The organism is Burkholderia sp. E168m23 (assembly GCF_016586125.1).
GTDB lineage: Bacteria > Pseudomonadota > Gammaproteobacteria > Burkholderiales > Burkholderiaceae > Burkholderia > Burkholderia orbicola.
Genome location: NZ_BCPP01000043.1, coordinates 1 through 16,072 on the forward strand (window position 1 = coordinate 1; position 16,072 = coordinate 16,072).

At 69.0% G+C, this 16,072-nt stretch carries 20 protein-coding genes; 11 read left to right on the plus strand and 9 right to left on the minus strand.

What is annotated here, in order from left to right:
- The 3 genes from JMF90_RS04065 to JMF90_RS04075 form a co-directional block, all read left to right on the plus strand.
- Nucleotides 1-791, plus strand: a 791-nt coding sequence (locus JMF90_RS04065; protein WP_201324963.1) for an ABC transporter permease, incomplete at its 5' end; no start/stop codon positions are given.
- A gap of 13 nt (nt 792-804) precedes the next feature.
- A complete protein-coding gene (locus JMF90_RS04070) occupies nt 805-1,674 on the plus strand; it encodes an ABC transporter permease (protein WP_077179788.1) in 870 nt (289 codons plus the stop codon).
- A complete protein-coding gene (locus tag JMF90_RS04075; RefSeq protein ID WP_077179787.1) occupies nt 1,671-3,350 on the plus strand; it encodes an ABC transporter ATP-binding protein in 1,680 nt (559 codons plus the stop codon). Before JMF90_RS04070 ends, JMF90_RS04075 begins: the two co-directional genes overlap by 4 nt.
- 122 nt (nt 3,351-3,472) lie before the next feature.
- On the opposite strand, the gene JMF90_RS04080 is transcribed toward JMF90_RS04075, so the two are convergent.
- Entirely contained in the window at nt 3,473-3,685 is a 213-nt protein-coding gene (locus tag JMF90_RS04080) for a twin transmembrane helix small protein (protein ID WP_006489184.1), read from the minus strand.
- Nucleotides 3,682-4,032, minus strand: coding sequence for a hypothetical protein (locus tag JMF90_RS04085; RefSeq protein WP_027806248.1), 351 nt, complete (start codon nt 4,030-4,032; stop codon nt 3,682-3,684). The genes JMF90_RS04080 and JMF90_RS04085 overlap by 4 nt, the downstream gene beginning before the upstream one ends.
- Nucleotides 4,033-4,274: 242 nt before the next feature.
- Between JMF90_RS04085 and JMF90_RS04090 the strand changes: the two genes are divergently transcribed.
- Together JMF90_RS04090 and JMF90_RS04095 are read left to right on the plus strand one after the other, a co-directional pair.
- Nucleotides 4,275-5,033, plus strand: coding sequence for a YoaK family protein (locus JMF90_RS04090; RefSeq protein WP_012336706.1), 759 nt, complete (start codon nt 4,275-4,277; stop codon nt 5,031-5,033).
- A gap of 94 nt (nt 5,034-5,127) precedes the next feature.
- Nucleotides 5,128-5,313 carry a ribbon-helix-helix protein, CopG family gene (locus JMF90_RS04095; protein WP_006489181.1) on the plus strand — a complete coding sequence of 62 codons (186 nt, stop codon included), beginning with the start codon at nt 5,128-5,130 and terminating at the stop codon, nt 5,311-5,313.
- Nucleotides 5,314-5,369: 56 nt separating this feature from the next.
- On the opposite strand, the gene JMF90_RS04100 is transcribed toward JMF90_RS04095, so the two are convergent.
- Together JMF90_RS04100 and JMF90_RS04105 are read right to left on the minus strand one after the other, a co-directional pair.
- Nucleotides 5,370-6,206: a spermidine synthase gene (locus JMF90_RS04100; protein ID WP_077179786.1), complete on the minus strand. Its 837-nt coding sequence runs from the start codon at nt 6,204-6,206 to the stop codon at nt 5,370-5,372.
- 67 nt (nt 6,207-6,273) lie between these two features.
- Nucleotides 6,274-6,627 carry a zinc ribbon domain-containing protein YjdM gene (locus JMF90_RS04105; RefSeq protein ID WP_006498247.1) on the minus strand — a complete coding sequence of 118 codons (354 nt, stop codon included), beginning with the start codon at nt 6,625-6,627 and terminating at the stop codon, nt 6,274-6,276.
- 373 nt (nt 6,628-7,000) lie between these two features.
- Here JMF90_RS04105 and JMF90_RS04110 point away from each other — a divergent pair, with 373 nt between their 5' ends.
- The 3 genes from JMF90_RS04110 to JMF90_RS04120 all read left to right on the plus strand — a co-directional run bounded on the left by JMF90_RS04110 (nt 7,001) and on the right by JMF90_RS04120 (nt 8,228).
- Nucleotides 7,001-7,252, plus strand: a complete 252-nt coding sequence (locus tag JMF90_RS04110) for an HPr family phosphocarrier protein (protein WP_077179785.1) — start codon at nt 7,001-7,003, stop codon at nt 7,250-7,252.
- A gap of 65 nt (nt 7,253-7,317) precedes the next feature.
- Nucleotides 7,318-7,539, plus strand: a complete 222-nt coding sequence (locus tag JMF90_RS04115) for a hypothetical protein (RefSeq protein WP_011545483.1) — start codon at nt 7,318-7,320, stop codon at nt 7,537-7,539.
- A 122-nt stretch (nt 7,540-7,661) separates the two neighbouring features.
- Complete coding sequence (locus tag JMF90_RS04120) at nt 7,662-8,228, plus strand: GNAT family N-acetyltransferase (RefSeq protein WP_012336702.1); 567 nt, start codon at nt 7,662-7,664, stop codon at nt 8,226-8,228.
- Between the two features lie 22 nt (nt 8,229-8,250).
- Here the strand turns inward: JMF90_RS04120 and JMF90_RS04125 are convergent, their stop codons facing one another.
- A complete protein-coding gene (locus JMF90_RS04125) occupies nt 8,251-8,472 on the minus strand; it encodes a hypothetical protein (RefSeq protein WP_023476577.1) in 222 nt (73 codons plus the stop codon).
- A gap of 23 nt (nt 8,473-8,495) precedes the next feature.
- The gene (locus tag JMF90_RS04130) at nt 8,496-8,828 is read right to left on the minus strand and encodes a hypothetical protein (RefSeq protein ID WP_043887713.1); all 333 of its coding nucleotides are present in this window, start codon (nt 8,826-8,828) and stop codon (nt 8,496-8,498) included.
- Between the two features lie 610 nt (nt 8,829-9,438).
- Here JMF90_RS04130 and JMF90_RS04135 point away from each other — a divergent pair.
- The gene (locus JMF90_RS04135) at nt 9,439-10,149 is read left to right on the plus strand and encodes a response regulator (RefSeq protein WP_077179784.1); all 711 of its coding nucleotides are present in this window, start codon (nt 9,439-9,441) and stop codon (nt 10,147-10,149) included.
- Nucleotides 10,150-10,216: 67 nt separating this feature from the next.
- Here the strand turns inward: JMF90_RS04135 and JMF90_RS04140 are convergent, their stop codons facing one another.
- The 3 genes from JMF90_RS04140 to JMF90_RS04150 all read right to left on the minus strand — a co-directional run bounded on the left by JMF90_RS04140 (nt 10,217) and on the right by JMF90_RS04150 (nt 15,001).
- Entirely contained in the window at nt 10,217-11,902 is a 1,686-nt protein-coding gene (locus JMF90_RS04140; protein ID WP_054928672.1) for an efflux transporter outer membrane subunit, read from the minus strand.
- Entirely contained in the window at nt 11,902-13,494 is a 1,593-nt protein-coding gene (locus tag JMF90_RS04145; protein ID WP_027811531.1) for a DHA2 family efflux MFS transporter permease subunit, read from the minus strand. Before JMF90_RS04145 ends, JMF90_RS04140 begins: the two co-directional genes overlap by 1 nt.
- A gap of 85 nt (nt 13,495-13,579) precedes the next feature.
- Nucleotides 13,580-15,001, minus strand: coding sequence for an HlyD family secretion protein (locus JMF90_RS04150; protein ID WP_077179782.1), 1,422 nt, complete (start codon nt 14,999-15,001; stop codon nt 13,580-13,582).
- 160 nt (nt 15,002-15,161) lie between these two features.
- On the opposite strand from JMF90_RS04150, the gene JMF90_RS04155 reads away from it, so the two are divergent.
- Both JMF90_RS04155 and JMF90_RS04160 read left to right on the plus strand, forming a co-directional pair.
- Nucleotides 15,162-15,356: a hypothetical protein gene (locus JMF90_RS04155; protein WP_077179781.1), complete on the plus strand. Its 195-nt coding sequence runs from the start codon at nt 15,162-15,164 to the stop codon at nt 15,354-15,356.
- A 189-nt stretch (nt 15,357-15,545) separates the two neighbouring features.
- Nucleotides 15,546-16,019 (plus strand): NUDIX hydrolase, encoded by a 474-nt coding sequence (locus JMF90_RS04160; protein ID WP_041489306.1) that lies wholly within the window; start codon nt 15,546-15,548, stop codon nt 16,017-16,019.
- Nucleotides 16,020-16,072: the final 53 nt, after the last annotated feature.

Below are 16,072 nucleotides of genomic sequence, written 5' to 3' on the forward strand. Positions count from 1 at the left end.
AGATCGAAGCCGCGATCCGCCAGGAATGGGGGCTCGACGAGCCGCTTGCGCTGCAATACGTGCATTACCTGTGGCGCGTGCTGCACGGCGAGTTCGGCCGCTCGTACATCCTGAACACCGACGTCGCGCCGCTCGTGCTCGGCCAGCTGTGGCCGACGCTGAAACTGACGGGCGCGGCGCTGGTCGTGACGATCGTGTTCGCGGTCGGCCTCGCGGTACTGACGGCCGGCCGCCGCTGGGCCGGCCGCGCCGCGTCGGGCGTCGAACTGCTGCTCGCATCGACGCCGTCGTTCTGGCTCGGCATCATGCTGCTGTTCGTATTCAGCTTTACGCTGAAGCTGTTCCCGGTAGCCGGCGATCGCGGCTTCGCGTCGCTCGTCCTGCCCGCGCTGTCGCTCGGGCTCGCGCAGGGCGCGGTGATCGGCCGCGTACTGCGGCAAGGCATCGAGCGCGCGCTCGACGAGCCGTACGCGCTGACGGTGCGTTCGTGGGGCATCGGCGGACTCGCGCTGCGCGTGCGCCATGCGCTGCGCCACGCGGCGCTGCCGGCCGTCACGCTCGCCGGCTGGCTCGTCGGCGGCCTGCTGAGCGGCGCGGTGATCACCGAGCAGGTGTTCGGCCGGCCCGGCCTCGGCAAGGTGACGGTCGACGCGGTGCTGTCGAAGGACATGCCGGTGATCCTCGCGATCGCGATCCTGTCGGCGGCCATCTATGTCGCGCTCAGCACGGCCGTCGACCTGCTGTACCTGCTGATCGATCCCCGCCTGCGCGATCGCCGCGCAGCGCGTTGAACCGGAGACTTCGATGTCCACGCCCATCGACTTCACGTTGCGCACGCCCGCGACATTCGCCGCCGCCGGCTGGCTGCGCCGCCATCCGGGCCTCGCGCTCGCCGCCGTCTATCTGCTGCTGAACGCGATCGCCGTCGTCGCACCGGGCTGGCTCGCGCACTACGACCCGCTGGCGGCCGATCCGCTGTCCGCGCAGCTCGGCAGCAGCGCCGAGCACTGGCTCGGCACCGATCAGCTCGGCCGCGACATCTTCTCGCGGGTCGTGTACGGCGCCCGCTACTCGCTGTCGATCAGCGCGGCCGCGATCGGCGTCGCGACGCTGTTCGGCACCGCGCTCGGGCTGTTCGCCGGCCTCGCACGCGGCTGGCTCGACGAACTGATCACGCGCGTGCTCGACGTCGTGTCCGCGTTTCCCGACCTGCTGCTCGCGCTGATGCTGATCTCGTTCACCGGCCCCGGCGCGGTCAACCTCGTGTTCGCGCTCGGCGTCGCGTCGGTGCCGCGCTTCGCACGCGTGGTGCGCGCGCAAACCTTCGTCGTCGCGGCATCCGGCTATGTCGAGCACGCGCGCACGCTCGGTCTTGCGCCGGCGGTGCTGGTATGGCGGCACGTGTTGCCGCATGCGATCGCGCAGGTACCGGTACTCGCGACGATCGGGCTGGGCACCGCGATCATCGGTACGTCGGGGCTGAGCTTCCTCGGGATGGGACCGCAGCCGCCCGCCGCGGAATGGGGATTGATGCTCGCCGAGGGCCGCAACTATCTGTACAACGCGTGGTGGATCGCGGTGTGGCCCGGCCTCGCGATCACCGCGGCCGTGATCGCGGTGAACGCGCTCGGCGGCTACTGGCAGGCGCGCTTCGAACATCGGGAGGCGGCATGAGCACGCCCGCTAACGTTGCGCGCGCAACGACCTCATCCGCCGCGCCGCTGGCCCGCATCGAGCGCCTGACGATCGGGTTTCGCGGCCCGCGAGGAACGCAGGCCGTCGTCGGCCCGCTCGATCTCGCCGTGCATGCCGGCGAATGCGTCGCGCTCGTCGGCGAGTCGGGCTCCGGCAAGTCGGTCACCGCGCGCAGTCTGGTCGGGCTGAACGGCCCGCACGCGGTGATCGACGCCGACCGGTTCGAGATCGCCGGCATCGATGCGCGCGGCCATCGCGAGCGCGACTGGCGCGCGATACGCGGCCGCCGGATCGGCTACGTGCTGCAGGACGCGCTGGTGTCGCTCGACCCGCTGTGGCGCGTGCGCGACCTCGTCGCGGAGGCGTTGCACGATACGCGGCAGCGCGACGTCGCCACGCGCAGCGCCGACCTGCTGCGCTCGGTCGGCATCGACGATCCCGAGCGGCGGCTGCCGCAGTATCCGCATCAGTTGTCGGGCGGCTTGCGGCAGCGCGTGCTGATCGGCACCGCGATCGCGGGCGGCGCGTCGCTGCTGATCGCCGACGAGCCGACCACGGCGCTGGACATGACCGTGCAACGCCAGATCCTGTCACTGCTGCGTGCGCGCCGGGATGCCGGCGACGCGATCCTGCTGATCAGCCACGACCTCGCGGTCGTCGCGGAGCTGGCCGACCGCGTGCTCGTGATGCGCGCCGGCCAGGTCGTCGAACAGGGGCCGGCACGCGACGTGCTGAGCGCACCGACGCATCCGTACACGCGTGCGTTGCTCGCGGCGATTCCCACCGCCACGTCGCGCGGGTTCCGGCTGGCGACCGCCGAGCGCGTGCCGCTGCCGTCGAAGCGCATCGACGCACAGGCACCGGTGCTGGCCGTGGACGCGCTGACGAAGCGCTACGGCGGACGCGATGCGCCGCCCGCCGTCGACGGCGTGTCGTTCTCGCTCGCGCGCGGCGAGACGCTCGGCATCGTCGGTGAATCCGGTTCCGGCAAATCGACGGTCGCGCGGATCGTGCTCGGGCTCGTCGAACCCGACGCCGGCACCGTCACGCTCGACGGGCAGCCATGGAACGGCATCCCCGAAGCCGCGCGGCGCGCCCGCCGTGCGCGGCTGCAGCTGATCGCCCAGGACCCGTACAGTTCGTTCGATCCGCGCTATTCGGTCCGCCGGATCATCGGCGAAGGGCTCGAGGTGGTCGGACTCCACGGCGACGCGCGCCGCCGCCGCGTGCTGCAACTGCTCGACGAAGTGCAGCTCGGTGCGGCGTGCCTCGACCGTTATCCACGCGAATTGTCCGGTGGCCAGCGCCAGCGCGTCGCGATCGCGCGCGCGTTCGCGTCCAACCCGGCGCTGCTCGTCGCGGACGAACCGGTCAGCGCGCTCGACGTGTCGATCCAGGCGCAAGTGCTCGACCTGCTCGCCGATCTGCAGGCCGAACACGGCACCGCGATGCTGTTCATCTCGCATGACCTGGGTGTGGTGCATCACGTGGCCGACCGGATTCTCGTGATGCGACGCGGCCGCGTGGTCGAAAGCGGGCCGGTCACGCAGGTATTCGACGCGCCGTCGCACCCGTATACCGCGTCGCTTCTCGACGCACTGCCCACGCTGCCCGGCGGCACGGCTACCGCGCCGACGCTCACCGCGCTCGCATGACGGCTGCCTGCCCCGGTCGAACCGCCTCGTCGGGCTGATCGACCACCGGTGCTCGCCGTCAAGTCCGCTTCGGCGCGATCACGCGGAATCGAACCGCCCGGCACCCGCGCGGCAACCGCGCGTCAGCGCCCGATCGGCAACCCGGTCGGCTCGATCCAGCCGAGCTTGTACGCGATCAGCAGCGACAGGAACAGCGTGACCGACAACCCGACGCGCGCGGCGAGCGACCACGCCATCCGCTTGGACTTGCCGCGATCGTGATTCATGAAGTACAGCGCGAAGATCAGACTCGCGATGATCATCGCGAATGCCACAGAAACCAGCAGGGTTTTCATTGCCGTTGCCTTTGAAGATCCGAATCGGCCTGAATCAGTTCGGCCAGTTTTTGCCGCTCGTCGGCGACGCCACCGACGCCCGACGCCGGCCAGTCCAGCGCGACGCCGTTGCCCAGCGAATCGCGCACCAGCGCCTGGTAGCGCCGGTCGTTGATCGTGCCGTGCGCCATCGTGTCCGAGATCTCGCGCCTAAACGGCAGCGGGAAACTCGCGTACGCGCGCGACAGCGCCGCGTATTGTCTCGCATCGATCTCTTTCGACGATGGTATGACAGTCCAGATCACCACGGCGACGATGGCCGTGAACGGGATCGCCGTGTAGCGAAGGATGAACTTGATCGGGGTCATGAAGCGGTGGGCAGAAGGGAATCGCGGGCGCGCGCCGCGCAGCGGCGAAACAGCCGGCCGGCGGCGCATTGCACCATTGTACTGAAAGCACCATCCGGCCAACAGGGTATGATAATGACATTATCATGTTCATCACATGATTCGACAGCCCGGTATCCGGTGCAAGCGGCGTGCCCGTCACGCCGCCCGGCATCGCTTTTCCGCCTGTGCCCGCGAATCCGCGACGATCGAGCGAAGCCCTTATGCCAGCGCAGTACTTTCGAAACCTGACGGGAAAACACCGCAGCGCGACCGCGAACCGCCAGCTCGGGTTTTCGCTCGCGTTCGTCGCCGGCGCGGCCAACGCCGGCGGCTTTCTCGCGGTCAAGCAATACACGTCGCACATGAGCGGCATCGTGTCGGCAATCGCCGACCAGACGGCGCTCGGTGACGTGCGGCTCGCGCTCGCCGGCATCAGCTCGCTGGGGTCGTTCCTGATCGGCGCCAGTTGCTCGGCGATCCTCGTCAACTGGGGGCGCCGCCGGGGCCTGCACAGCCAGTTCATGCTGCCGCTGCTGGTCGAAGCCGCGCTGCTGTTGCTGTTCGGGCTGCTCGGCAGCCACCTCGCGCTGTGGGAAACGTTCTTCGTGCCGGTGACCGTGACGCTGCTGTGCTTCATCATGGGGCTGCAGAACGCGACGATCACGAAGTTGTCCGGTGCGGAAATCCGCACGACCCACGTCACGGGCATCGTGACCGACCTCGGCATCGAGCTCGGGAAGCTGTTCTACTGGAACCGCTCGGCCATCGATGTCGACGCGCACGCGGTGATCGCCAACCGTTCGAAACTGCGGATACACGCGACGATGCTCGCGTCGTTCTTCGTCGGTGGCCTGGCCGGCGCCATCGGCTTCAAGCATGTGGGCTACGTGTCGACCGTGCCGCTCGCTGCGGTGCTCGTCACGCTCGCCATCGTGCCGGTGATCGACGACCTGCTCGCGCTGCTGCGCAGCCAACGCTGATCGTGCGCCACGGGCAGTGCGCGCGGCGCGCGCGGTAACGCCGAAAGCGGATCGATTATAATTTGATTAACATACCGACCACCCTCGCCCCGTCATGGAAACGAAAACCGCCCGCCTGACCGTCCTGATCGATCCCGCGAAGAAGGAAGCCTTCGAGATGCTCTGCGCGGAGCAGGATCTTACGCCGTCGCAAGTCGTCCGGCAGTTGATCCGCGAATATCTCGACCGGCACGGCGTCACGTACAAGACCCGCAGCGCGATCGGCAAGCGCGTGAAGTAAGCGCGGCCGTCAAGGCCGCGTGGCGCCGGCCGGGTACCCCCGGCACCCCGGCACCGTTACGCGCCGATCTCCCAACGTTCGTGCGATTGCGCACGCCACACCAGCCGCCGCGGATCGATGCCCTCGCCGTGCTTCATGCGCCGCGCGGTGGCAGCGAGCTTCAGTTCGCCGGCCTGCGGGCAGGCGAGCGCCCGCTCCAGCAGGGTACGCAACGACGGCAGCCGGCTGCCGCCCTTCCACGCGAATGCAACGAAGTTGTTGTCGTCGCCACACGGCACCAGCGCATACGACGAACCGAATACCGATCGCAGTTGCTCGAGGTGCTCCGGCAAGGCCGGATCGTCGTCCATGAAGTTGATCGCGAGCACGCCGGATTCGCTCAGGCGCGCGCGGCACATATCGAGGAATATGCCGCCCGTACAGCGCCCGCGCCTCCCGTCGGCGACGAACGCGTCGTGCAGGATCACGTCCGTCCGGACGTCCGCCCGCTCGAGATGATCCGCGCCGTCCGCGCATACCACGCGAAAGCGCGCATCATCGGCAGGAATCCTGAACACGTCGCGCAGCGCGATCACGTCCGGATTGATCTCGACCGCATCGAGCGTCGTGCCGGGCAGGTGGCGGTAGCAGTACTTCGCGAGCGACCCGCCGCCGAGCCCGAGCATGCAGATGTGCGCCGGCTCGGCCTGCAACAGCAGGAAACCCATCATCACGCGCGTATAGCCGAGCGCGAGCCGCACCGGATCGCGCAGCGACATGAAGCTCTGGGTGCCGAAATGATCGAAGTGCAGCGAGACCGCGTGCTGCGTCTCCAGCACGAACGGCCGGCCGTCGTTCAGCGGCGTCGCCAGGAACCTGACGAACGCGTCGTAGGAAGTTCGATCCTCGGCCATGTGCGGGTAATCGGCTGGAAATGCGGCGGATGAAAACGCGGATGCAGCGGCTGCCTGAACCGTGTGCTCAGACCTTCTTCAGATAGCACGCCTTCAGCATGAAGCCGCCCATGTCGGTCTTGCAGTCGACTTCATGATCGCCGCCGACGAGCCGGATGCTCTTGACCTTGGTGCCCATCTTCAGCGTGATCGACGAACCCTTCACGCGCAGGTCCTTGATCAGCACGACCGAATCGCCGTCCGACAGCACGTTACCGTTGGCGTCCTTGACGACGTCGCCCGCCGGTTCGTCGCCGGCCTCGGCGCCGGCGTCGGCCGACCATTCATGGCCGCAGTCCGCGCACACGGTCAGCGCGCCATCCGGGTAAGTGTTTTCCATCGCGCATTGCGGGCAGGCGGGGGCATTCATTGCAGCTTCCATTCGGGGAGAGGTTCGGGTCGATCGACGATGCCGGGCGAGCAGGTCGCATGCCCGGATGCGCCGCCACGCGGCCGCCGGCAGTGCCACGGGCCGCCAGCGGCGCACACGGCATTATAATGCAATTCACATGATCTGGCCGATGCATTATAATCATCCACTTCCCGACAATCCGCGCACTTGAATGCGCCTTCGCAGCGGATGTCGGCATGTTCGCGCCGAATGGCGCGCGCACTCCGCCCGGCCGGCGCCCCGCGACCCTGCGGGAAATCGTGACATCCCGGCCGCCCGATGTCCGCAACACGCGCGCAACCGTGCAGGTCGCGCGCCGCTCCGCCCACCTGTCCGGAGGCTTTCCAGCATCGTGGCAACTGTCGTGTACGTTCAAATCGGCCCCGCATGGAACCGTAATCGGGGCCGCGCCGCGCGCGACGCGACCGTCGACGCGGCACGCCGTTTCGACAGCGATATCCAGCTGATCGCGAACGGGCACGGCAGCAACGCAAAAGACAGCGGCGCGATCGCGTCGCTGCAGGTTCACGGCGGCACGTCGGCCCAGGTGCTCGCCACCGGCCCCGACGAGGAAGCGGCGCTGCAGGCGCTGTTGCCGTTGCTGCAAGCAGACTGACGCTTGCGCCGCCGATCCCGCGGCCACGCGCCGTCCATCCCGAAACGCCATTTCCCGAGGAAGCGATGAACGACAATCTCACGTCCAACACCCCCAACCTGTCGGCCTCCGCGATCTGGGCGCTCGAACGCCTCGCCGATGTTCGCTACGGCCGCGATGCGCCGGCGCTCGGCTGGTCGATCGCGCGGGAGCTCGTCAGCGCCGGGTTCGTCAGCCATCCCCCGCACGGCCGCTCCGGCGCGTCGATCACGGCCGAAGGGCGTTCCTTCCTGAAAAGCCGCAAGTAAAGACCCTACGGGACGGGCACGATCGCACGTCATGCCGCGATGCGGGCGGGGCATTGCGCCCCGCTCGCCGTTTACGCGGTATCGTACGGAGCCCAAGCGCGGCAGCCGTGCCGCTTTCCCTCATGGAACGCCCGATGACATTCAGCGCCGTGCCACCCGTCTCGTCCCCGCCCGTTCTCGACACGCCGCGCCTGATTCTCGAAGGCCATCCGCTCGGCGACTTCGACGCACTCGCCGCGATGTGGGCGGAGCCCGGCGTCGTCGCGCACATCTTCAACGGCACGCCCTCCACACCGCGCGACTCGTGGATGCGCATGCTCGCGTATCGCGGGCTGTGGCCACTGCTCGGCTATGGCTACTGGGCGATTCGAGAAAAGGCGTCGGGCCGTTATGTCGGCGATCTCGGCTTCGCGGATTTTCATCGGAACATCGAGCCGCCGATTCGCGGCGTGCCGGAAGCCGGCTGGGCGCTGGCGACGTGGGCGCAAGGCAATGGCTACGCGACGGAGGCGCTCGCGGCCGCGCTCGCATGGCTCGACGCACAGCAGCGGTTCGAGCGCAGCGTGTGCCTGATCGCGCCGACCAACGTCGCCTCGATCCGGGTCGCGGAGAAAGCCGGTTACGGCGAGCCGCGGCGCATCCGCTTCAACGACGCCGATTCGCTGATGTTCTCGCGCAAGAGCCGGTAAGCGCGGCGAACCGGCAGCCGAGTCAGTCCGCTGCCGGTTCGTAGCAATGCATGAAGAGGCCGTCTTCCATCGGCCAGCAGTTGCCGCATTCATCGCGCACGATCCAGTCGCCCGGCTTCACCGATCGCCAGCCTTCCGGCGTCGCGACCGCCCACTTGCCCTCACGACGCTCTACCCGTTCATGGTCGCCCTCGGCGAACCATCGTGTTGCATCGACCTGACTCGTGCGTTTTCTGAATCTCATGCCAGCACCGAAGGAAACGAATCTCAATGTCGCGTTGCCGCGGCGCCGGTCTCGAGCGACCGCTGCTGCACCCTCAGCGCGTTCGTTGCCGCGCGGGTGGCGTGCAACGCCGTCCAGCCCTCCGCGAGGAGCGCCTCCAGCGTTTCGCGCGCGACGGTGGAGATCCGGACATCGATCTCCTGCACTTTCATCAGCGCCGACATGACCTCGTCCGGTTGATCGGGTGCAAGCGCAACGATGAACGCCGAACGCATCTCGGCAGCGCGGACGGCCTCGTTCCAGTCGGCGCGCGCCACCGCGGCTTCGATCGCATGCGTGAGTGCATCGAGACTCAGGACGACTTGCAACGGCGTCATTTCGCTTCCCCGTGAATCCCGTGATTTCCGTGAATCATTCGTCTTGTCTCCGCTTGCCGACCCGTCGCGAGCCGGTGCGGCATCGATCCGACCCACGCGCATCCCGGTTCCGCCCGCGAGCAGCCTGACTCGACGGGTCGTCGAAACCGGCCGTCGATGCGACCGGAAAACAGAGGCCATCGCAGTATGCGAGGCGCGTAAGTCAGGTTCGGGAATTGTAGGGACCGAGACGCGCCCACGTCGGTAATATTTTGTAATGATATGTCGACTAACCTTGCCTGGCCTGGGTTCGGCCGGTGCAAGCGAGGTTCGCCGACGCCGGATCGGCGCAAACGTTTTCGTCTGAAGGATGCCCGCTCGTGCATCATCGCGCGCGCCGCGCCGGACCTCGCATCGACCTGTTTCAACCTCACAAGCGGCCTGACGCTACCCACCCCGCGCTTTCCACCCGGCGGCAGCGATTGGCCCACAGCTAAGCTCACCGAACGATCCAGATTTCGTCACATTCCGTCGGAATGTTGCGCAGTATCATCCACGTCGCTTCGGCTACGACGCGTTCGGACTGGGCCTGACCGCTCGCCACCTTCCCGTTTTGCCCCTTCGTTTACCGATGCCCATTCGAATCCTGCTCGTCGAAGACGACGTCCCGCTGTCCGCGCTGATCGCCGACTATCTGCGCAAGCATCATTACCGGGTGGAGACGTTGTTCGACGGCACCGGCGCGGTACCGGCGATCGTCGCGAGCCGCCCCGATCTCGTGCTGCTCGACGTCAACCTGCCGGGCAAGGACGGCTTCGAGATCTGCCGCGAGGCGCGCATGCATTACGACGGCATCGTCATCATGGTGACGGGCCGCGACGAACCGTTCGACGAATTGCTCGGCCTGGAACTCGGCGCGGACGACTTTCTCCGCAAGCCGGTCGAGCCGCGCCTGCTGCTCGCGCGGATCAAGGCGCAGTTGCGACGTACGCGCGTGCCGGCCGGCGAGCCCGTGCCGGATTCGCCGCAGCGATACGTGTTCGGCAAGTTCTCGATCGACCGGGCCGACCGTCGCGTGCATCTTCCCGACGGCAGCATGCCGCGCCTGACGTCGACCGAATTCGACCTGCTGTGGGCGCTCGTATGCCGCGCGGGCGAGGTGGTCAGCCGGGAAGACCTGACGCTGCTGCTGCGCGGCATCGCGTTCGACGGCCTCGATCGGTCGATCGACGGCCGCATCTCGAAGCTGCGCCGCAAGCTGCGCGACGATGCGAACGAACCGAAGCGGATCAAGACCATCCGCTCGAAGGGCTATCAGTTCAGCAAGCACGCGTGGGATTGAGGCCGCGCGCGGGCCGGCGAACGACGTTGCGCGAGCGCGGCTCGCGAAGCCCGGCACGCGCTTGCGGCTATCTGGTGCGTGCCGCCTCTGCCCCCGCATCCGAGTTCGTGCCCGAGCCGGCCTCCCATCCGCCGCCGAGCGCCTTGTACAGCGCGACGAGATCGGTCGTCTTCTGCAACGCGCCCTGCTCGGCCTGCTGCCGGCCTTCCGACCATTGCCGCTCGGCGTCCAGCACGTCGAGGAACGGCGACAGCCCTTTCCTGTAGCGATCGCGTGCGAGATCCAGCGCGCCCTGTTCGGCCTTCACCGCATCGTCGAGCGCGGCCGCGCGCGCCTGGTCGGTGCGGTACACGGCCAGCGCATTGTCGACGTCGCGCAGCGCGACGAGCACGGCCTGGCGGTAGGCGAGCGCCGCTTCCGCCTGGCGCGCCTGCGACAGCCGCAGGTTCGACACGAGCTGCCCGCCGGAGAAGATCGGCAGCGAGACGGCCGGTCCGAACGAATAGAACAGGTGCGACCAGTGCGCGAGCTCGCGCACGTGCGACGCACGCAACCCGACTTGCCCCGTCAACGAGATGTCCGGATAGAACTGCGCGACCGCGACGCCGACGTCGGCGGTGGCCGCATGCAGCTCGGCCTCCGCGCGGCGGATGTCGGGGCGCCGGCGCGCGAGCGTCGACGGCAGCCCGACGGGCACGGCCGGCGGCACGTCCGGCAACGCGCGCGGCGCGTCGAGCCAGTCGTCGAGCGCGCCCGGCGCGCCGCCCACCAGATACGCGAGACCGTTGCGCAGCAGCACGATCTGCTGGTCGAACTGCGGCAGTTGCGTGCGGATCTGCGCGAGCCGCGCCTCGGCGCTGCGCACGTCGAGATCGCTCGCGAGACCGTGCGCGGCCTGCTCGCGCGTCAGGTCGAGCAGTTCCCGCTGCGCGCGTTGCAGATCGTCGGCCAGCGCGCGCTGCGCTTGCGCGCCGCGCAGTTGCAGATAGGTCTGCGCGACTTCGGCTTCCAGCGACAGCAGCGCATCGTCGCGGCTCGCGATCGCCGCGCTCGCCTGCGCGCCGGCCGCTTCGACCGAGCGGCGCACCCGGCCGAACAGGTCCAGCTCCCACGATGCGTCGAACCCGGCCTGCCACAGGTTGACCGGCGCTTCGAGCGCATCGAGCGCGCCGCGCGCGCCTTGCTGCACGCTCGCGCCGGTGCCCGGCCCGAACCGGTCGAGCGGCGAGCCCGGCGCGCCGAGACGATCGACCCGCTGGTCGATGCCCTGCTCCTCGACGATCCCTTTCAGGCCGAGTTGTTCGCGCTGGTAGCTCGCGGTCGCACGCACGTCCGGCAAACCCTGCGCGGCGGCCGCGCGGACCTGCGCGCGCGCCTGGGCGATGCGCAGCACGGCGGCCTGCACGTCGAGGTTGTCATGCGCGGCGCGCTCGACGAGCTGGTCGAGCAGCGGATCGCCGAACGCGCGCCACCAGCGCGGATCGGGATCGGCGCTCGTCACCGGCGACGATGGCGCATGTGCGCCGGGGGCCGATGCCGCTGATGCAGCCGATGCCGCTGACGCGCCCGATGCCGGCGATGCCGCGTCCGCGGCCTGCAAGTCATGCCAGTTGGCCGGCGCGTCCGCCTGCGGCGGCTTGAAATCCGGTCCGACGGTACAGCCCGCAAGCACCGCGCAGGCGGCGAGCATCGCGGCGATTCCGCGTGCGGGTAGCGAATGTCGGCAACGGCCGCGTCGATGCATCGTCATCATCAATGCCCTCCCGCGCCGCCCGCGGCCTTCGCCGGCGAGAACAGGAACGTCAGCGGAATGCTGAACGCGCAGAACACCGCGAGGATCGCGAACACGTCGATATACGCGAGGATCGTCGCCTGTTCGATGAAGGTCTGGTACAGCCGCCCGCTCGCCGTCTGCAGCGCGGCCGACGGCTGCGCGCCCGTCAGCGCGCCGATCGCGCGCGCATTCTCCTGCAACGCATCCTGGAAGTTCTGCGACAGCGTCGACATGTGCGTGGACAGATGCGCCATGCGCGCCTGCGTGCGCTCGCGGATCAGCGCGGTCGACACCGAGATGCCGATCGAGCCCGCGACGTTGCGGAACATCGTGAACAGCGCGGACGCGTCGTCGTTGAGCCGCTGCGGCACGGTCAGGTACGCGAGCGTCGTGATCGGCACGAACATGAAGCCGATCGCGAGCGACTGCGCGCAGCGGATCAACATCAGGTGCGTGTAGTCGATGTCCGGCACCAGCGTGCGCGAATAGATCAGCGAAGCGCACAGCAGCACGAAGCCGAACCCGACCAGATAGCGCGTCTGCACGTGCGGCATCAGCCGGCTCACGAGCGGAATCTCGAGCGTGATCAGCAGCGCGCCGGGCGACAGCACGAGCCCCGCGAGCGTCGCCGTGTAGCCGAGACGCTGCTGCGCGAGCTGCGGCACGATCACCGCGCTGCCGTACAGCACGGCCGCGAACGTCGCGATCGTCACGCAGCCGAGCGCGAAATTGCGGTCGCGCAGGCACGACAGGTCGACCACCGGTTTCTTCGTACGCAGCAGCCACAGCGTCGCGCCGACCAGCCCGAGCACGGACAGCACGGCGAAGACGCGGATGAAGTTCGAGCCGAACCAGTCCTCGTCCTCGCCGCGATCGAGCATCACCTGCAGGCAGCCGAGCCCGATCGCGATCAGCCCGATGCCGATGTAGTCGATCGAGATTCCGCGTTCGGCGTCGCGCCGCCACGGCGGGTCCTCGACGAGCTGCATCACCGCGAGCACGGTCAGCGCGCCGATCGGCACGTTGAGCAGGAACACCCAGCGCCACGAGAAATGGTCGGTGATCCAGCCGCCGAGCGTCGGCCCGAGCACCGGCGCGACGACGATCGCGATCGCCGAGATCGAGAACGCGCGATTGCGCTGCTCGGGCGGAAACGTATCGAGGATGATCGACTGCTGGTTCGGCTGCAGCCCGCCGCCGAACAGCCCTTGCAGCACGCGGAACACGATCAGTTCGCCGAGGTTGGTCGCGACGCCGCACAGGAACGAGCACACGGTAAACGCGGCGATGCACAGCAGGAAGTAGCGCTTGCGGCCAAGCAGGCGCCCGAGGAACCCCGAAATCGGCAGCACGATGCCGTTCGCGACAAGATACGACGTGAGCGTCCAGGTCGCCTCGTCGTAGCTCGCCGACATCGTGCCGGCGATGTGCGGCAGCGCGACGTTGACGATCGTCGTGTCGAGCACTTCCATGAATGCGGCGAGCGTGACGACGATCGCGATGAGCCACGGGTTCGCGGCGGGTCGCCAGGTGCCGCCGGACGCGCCGCCGCGCTCGGGCGGCCGGTTCATCGGCGGGCCTCGCGAAACGGGAACGGCATGCGGGTATCGGGCATCGGATCGCTCCGGTCGACACCGGCCGCGGCACGGCGGCCGGTCATTTCAGGTGGACGGTCGGCACGGCCGACAGGCCGAGACCGAGCGGTGGACGGGTCGGCAGCGGGCCGTCGAGCACGATCTTCACCGGCACGCGCTGCACGATCTTCACGAAGTTGCCGGTCGCGTTCTCGGTCGGGAATGCGGAGAAGCGCGAGCCGCTGCCGAGCTGGATGCTGTCGACGTGGCCGTGCAGGTCGAGATCGGGATACGCGTCGACCGACACGTCGACACGGTCGCCGATGCGCATCCGCTCGAGCTGCGACTCCTTGAAATTCGCGGTGACCCACACGCGCGGCGTGACGATCGAGAAGATCGACGTGCCCGGTTGCAGGAATGAGCCCAGTTGCACGTTGCGCCGCGTGACCCAGCCGTCGGACGGCGCGCGCATCTCGCAGTACGACAGGTTCAGGTTGGCCGTCTCGAGCTGCGCGCGCGCCTGCAGCACCTGCTGGCGGCGTTCCTCGACGGCCGTCTCGGCCTGCCGGATCTGCTGCGGCACGAGGCTCGCGGTGCGCGCCTGCGCCTGGGCCATCGCGACGTTCGCGTCGGCGGTCGCGCGCTGCGCATCGGCCGCGTCGATCGCCTGCTGCGAGGTTGCGCGCGCATCGACCGCCCGCTGGCGGGACTGCGCGGCGAGCGCCTGCCGGTACGCGGCTTCCGCCGATTCGATCTGCGCGCGCGCCTGCCGGTACTGGGCCGGATACTGCACGCGGGCGATATCGAGCTGCACGCGCGCCGCGTCGAGCTGCGCCTGCGCGAGACCGAGCTGGGCCTGCGCCGCGTCGACCTGCGCGCGGTAGTCGCGCGGATCGATCTCGACGAGCACGTCGCCGCGCCGCACGAAGGTGTTGTCGTCGACCGCCAGGCGCGTCACGTAGCCGGACACGTGCGGCGCGACCGCGATCGCGTTGCCGTCGGTATACGCATCGTCGGTGCTTTCCTGGTTGCGCGTCGCGAACCACCACACGAGCCCGCCGATCAGCAGCACGAACACCACCGCGCCCAGGATGATCAGCGGCTTCTTGCCGGGCCGCTTGCGTTCGCCGTCGCCGTCGTTGCCATCCCCGTCGCCGCCGGTGCGGCCGCCGCGATCGTCGTGCGGATGGTCGTCGCCGCCACCGCCGCCCGGCGCGTCGGTCGAGTGCTCGCCGTTGCGGCCTGGCGCGGCGCCCGAGCCGCTGCCGCCGCCGGACTGGCCGTCGCCTGCACGGGCGATGGCGGTGGGCCAGCGCTCGAACACCGGCCAAGGCACGCGCATCGGCATCATCGGCATCATCGGCGTCGACAGGGCGACACCGGCCACCGCCGGCGCGAACGCGTCCGGCGCGCCGGTGCGTCGCGGTCCGGGCGTCAACGCGCGCCGGACCGCGACGCACCATCGCTCACGAACGGACAACGGGCACAGGATCGCATCGGGCATGAAACGGGGCTCCAGGCGGCGGCGCGGGCGACATTGCTCGCGCCGACCTCAAGCGCGCGATCAAGCAAACGGCGGGCCCGGCCACCTGCTTCGTCCGACCGCGGCATGCACGATGCGCGATGCGTGCACTTCGACCGCCCCCCGACAGGACTCGCGAACCATGACACGCTCCACCTCGCTCGACACCGACACACGCGGCGAAGATCGCGGCGACAGCACGCCCGGCCCCGAAGGCAAGCGCCGCGGCACGGGCACGCCGCCGCCGCGCAGCGCCCACGACCCCGCCGAAGGCAAGCCGACCGAGCCGGAAAGCGGGACGCCGCATCGGCCCGACGAACCGGACGACTCGCGATAGTTCATACGTCGCGCCGCACGGCCCGCCCTCGATGGCCGGCGGCAGAAATGACAAGCCGTTGAAAAATCGCGGACGGCGATCGGGCAGCGGCCCTGAAACGTCCGCATGCCGGCCGGCGCGGCGGCGAAGCGGGCATGCACGTTGCTGTACAAGGCCGTGGATCTTTCAATCACCCGTTGCCTGCCTTGCATGACGCTACCCGACCCGGCCGATTTCCCTGTTCGCGCGGTGCCGCTGGCGCCGCTGGCGAAGGAACGCGCGACGATCATCTGCCATCGCAACCAGCGTGTGCTGCTGGTCGCGCGCGGGCGAGCGTCGCGCTGGACACTGCCGGGCGGCGTGATTCGGCGCGGCGAATCGGCGCTCGACGCCGCGCATCGCGAACTTCGGGAGGAAACGGGGCTCGCCGATCTCGAACTCGCGTATTTCTTCTACGTGGACGGCAGCGTGAAACGCCATCACGTCTTCGTCGCGAGCCTGCCGCTCGGCGCGCACGCGTGCCCGGGCCGGGAAATCGCACTGTGCCGCTGGGTCGGCATCGACGCGGTATCGCACTGGCCGGCCAGCGCGCCGACGCAGCGCATCATTCGTCAGTTCGCGGGCCTGTGCGCCGCGAGCGACCTGCAACCGCGCGCGCTCACGCGTCTTTCGTCGTCTCGTTGAGCTCGGCGACCGGCGACCGAGGATCGCGCGCGAGCCCTTGCGCGAAGACCTTC

Bases quoted from the DNA above. Each gene is read 5' to 3' on its own strand.
- JMF90_RS04120 (WP_012336702.1), top strand. From the start codon at position 7,662: ATGGAACGCCCGATGACATTCAGCGCCGTGCCACCCGTCTCGTCCCCG.
- JMF90_RS04130 (WP_043887713.1), bottom strand. From the start codon at position 8,828: ATGACGCCGTTGCAAGTCGTCCTGAGTCTCGATGCACTCACGCATGCG.
- JMF90_RS04135 (WP_077179784.1), top strand. From the start codon at position 9,439: ATGCCCATTCGAATCCTGCTCGTCGAAGACGACGTCCCGCTGTCCGCG.
- JMF90_RS04150 (WP_077179782.1), bottom strand. From the start codon at position 15,001: ATGCCCGATGCGATCCTGTGCCCGTTGTCCGTTCGTGAGCGATGGTGC.
- JMF90_RS04085 (WP_027806248.1), bottom strand. From the start codon at position 4,032: ATGACCCCGATCAAGTTCATCCTTCGCTACACGGCGATCCCGTTCACG.
- JMF90_RS04125 (WP_023476577.1), bottom strand. From the start codon at position 8,472: ATGAGATTCAGAAAACGCACGAGTCAGGTCGATGCAACACGATGGTTC.
- JMF90_RS04145 (WP_027811531.1), bottom strand. From the start codon at position 13,494: ATGAACCGGCCGCCCGAGCGCGGCGGCGCGTCCGGCGGCACCTGGCGA.
- JMF90_RS04160 (WP_041489306.1), top strand. From the start codon at position 15,546: ATGACGCTACCCGACCCGGCCGATTTCCCTGTTCGCGCGGTGCCGCTG.
- JMF90_RS04115 (WP_011545483.1), top strand. From the start codon at position 7,318: ATGAACGACAATCTCACGTCCAACACCCCCAACCTGTCGGCCTCCGCG.
- JMF90_RS04105 (WP_006498247.1), bottom strand. From the start codon at position 6,627: ATGGAAGCTGCAATGAATGCCCCCGCCTGCCCGCAATGCGCGATGGAA.
- JMF90_RS04095 (WP_006489181.1), top strand. From the start codon at position 5,128: ATGGAAACGAAAACCGCCCGCCTGACCGTCCTGATCGATCCCGCGAAG.
- JMF90_RS04075 (WP_077179787.1), top strand. From the start codon at position 1,671: ATGAGCACGCCCGCTAACGTTGCGCGCGCAACGACCTCATCCGCCGCG.
- JMF90_RS04080 (WP_006489184.1), bottom strand. From the start codon at position 3,685: ATGAAAACCCTGCTGGTTTCTGTGGCATTCGCGATGATCATCGCGAGT.
- JMF90_RS04070 (WP_077179788.1), top strand. From the start codon at position 805: ATGTCCACGCCCATCGACTTCACGTTGCGCACGCCCGCGACATTCGCC.
- JMF90_RS04140 (WP_054928672.1), bottom strand. From the start codon at position 11,902: ATGATGACGATGCATCGACGCGGCCGTTGCCGACATTCGCTACCCGCA.
- JMF90_RS04100 (WP_077179786.1), bottom strand. From the start codon at position 6,206: ATGGCCGAGGATCGAACTTCCTACGACGCGTTCGTCAGGTTCCTGGCG.
- JMF90_RS04090 (WP_012336706.1), top strand. From the start codon at position 4,275: ATGCCAGCGCAGTACTTTCGAAACCTGACGGGAAAACACCGCAGCGCG.
- JMF90_RS04155 (WP_077179781.1), top strand. From the start codon at position 15,162: ATGACACGCTCCACCTCGCTCGACACCGACACACGCGGCGAAGATCGC.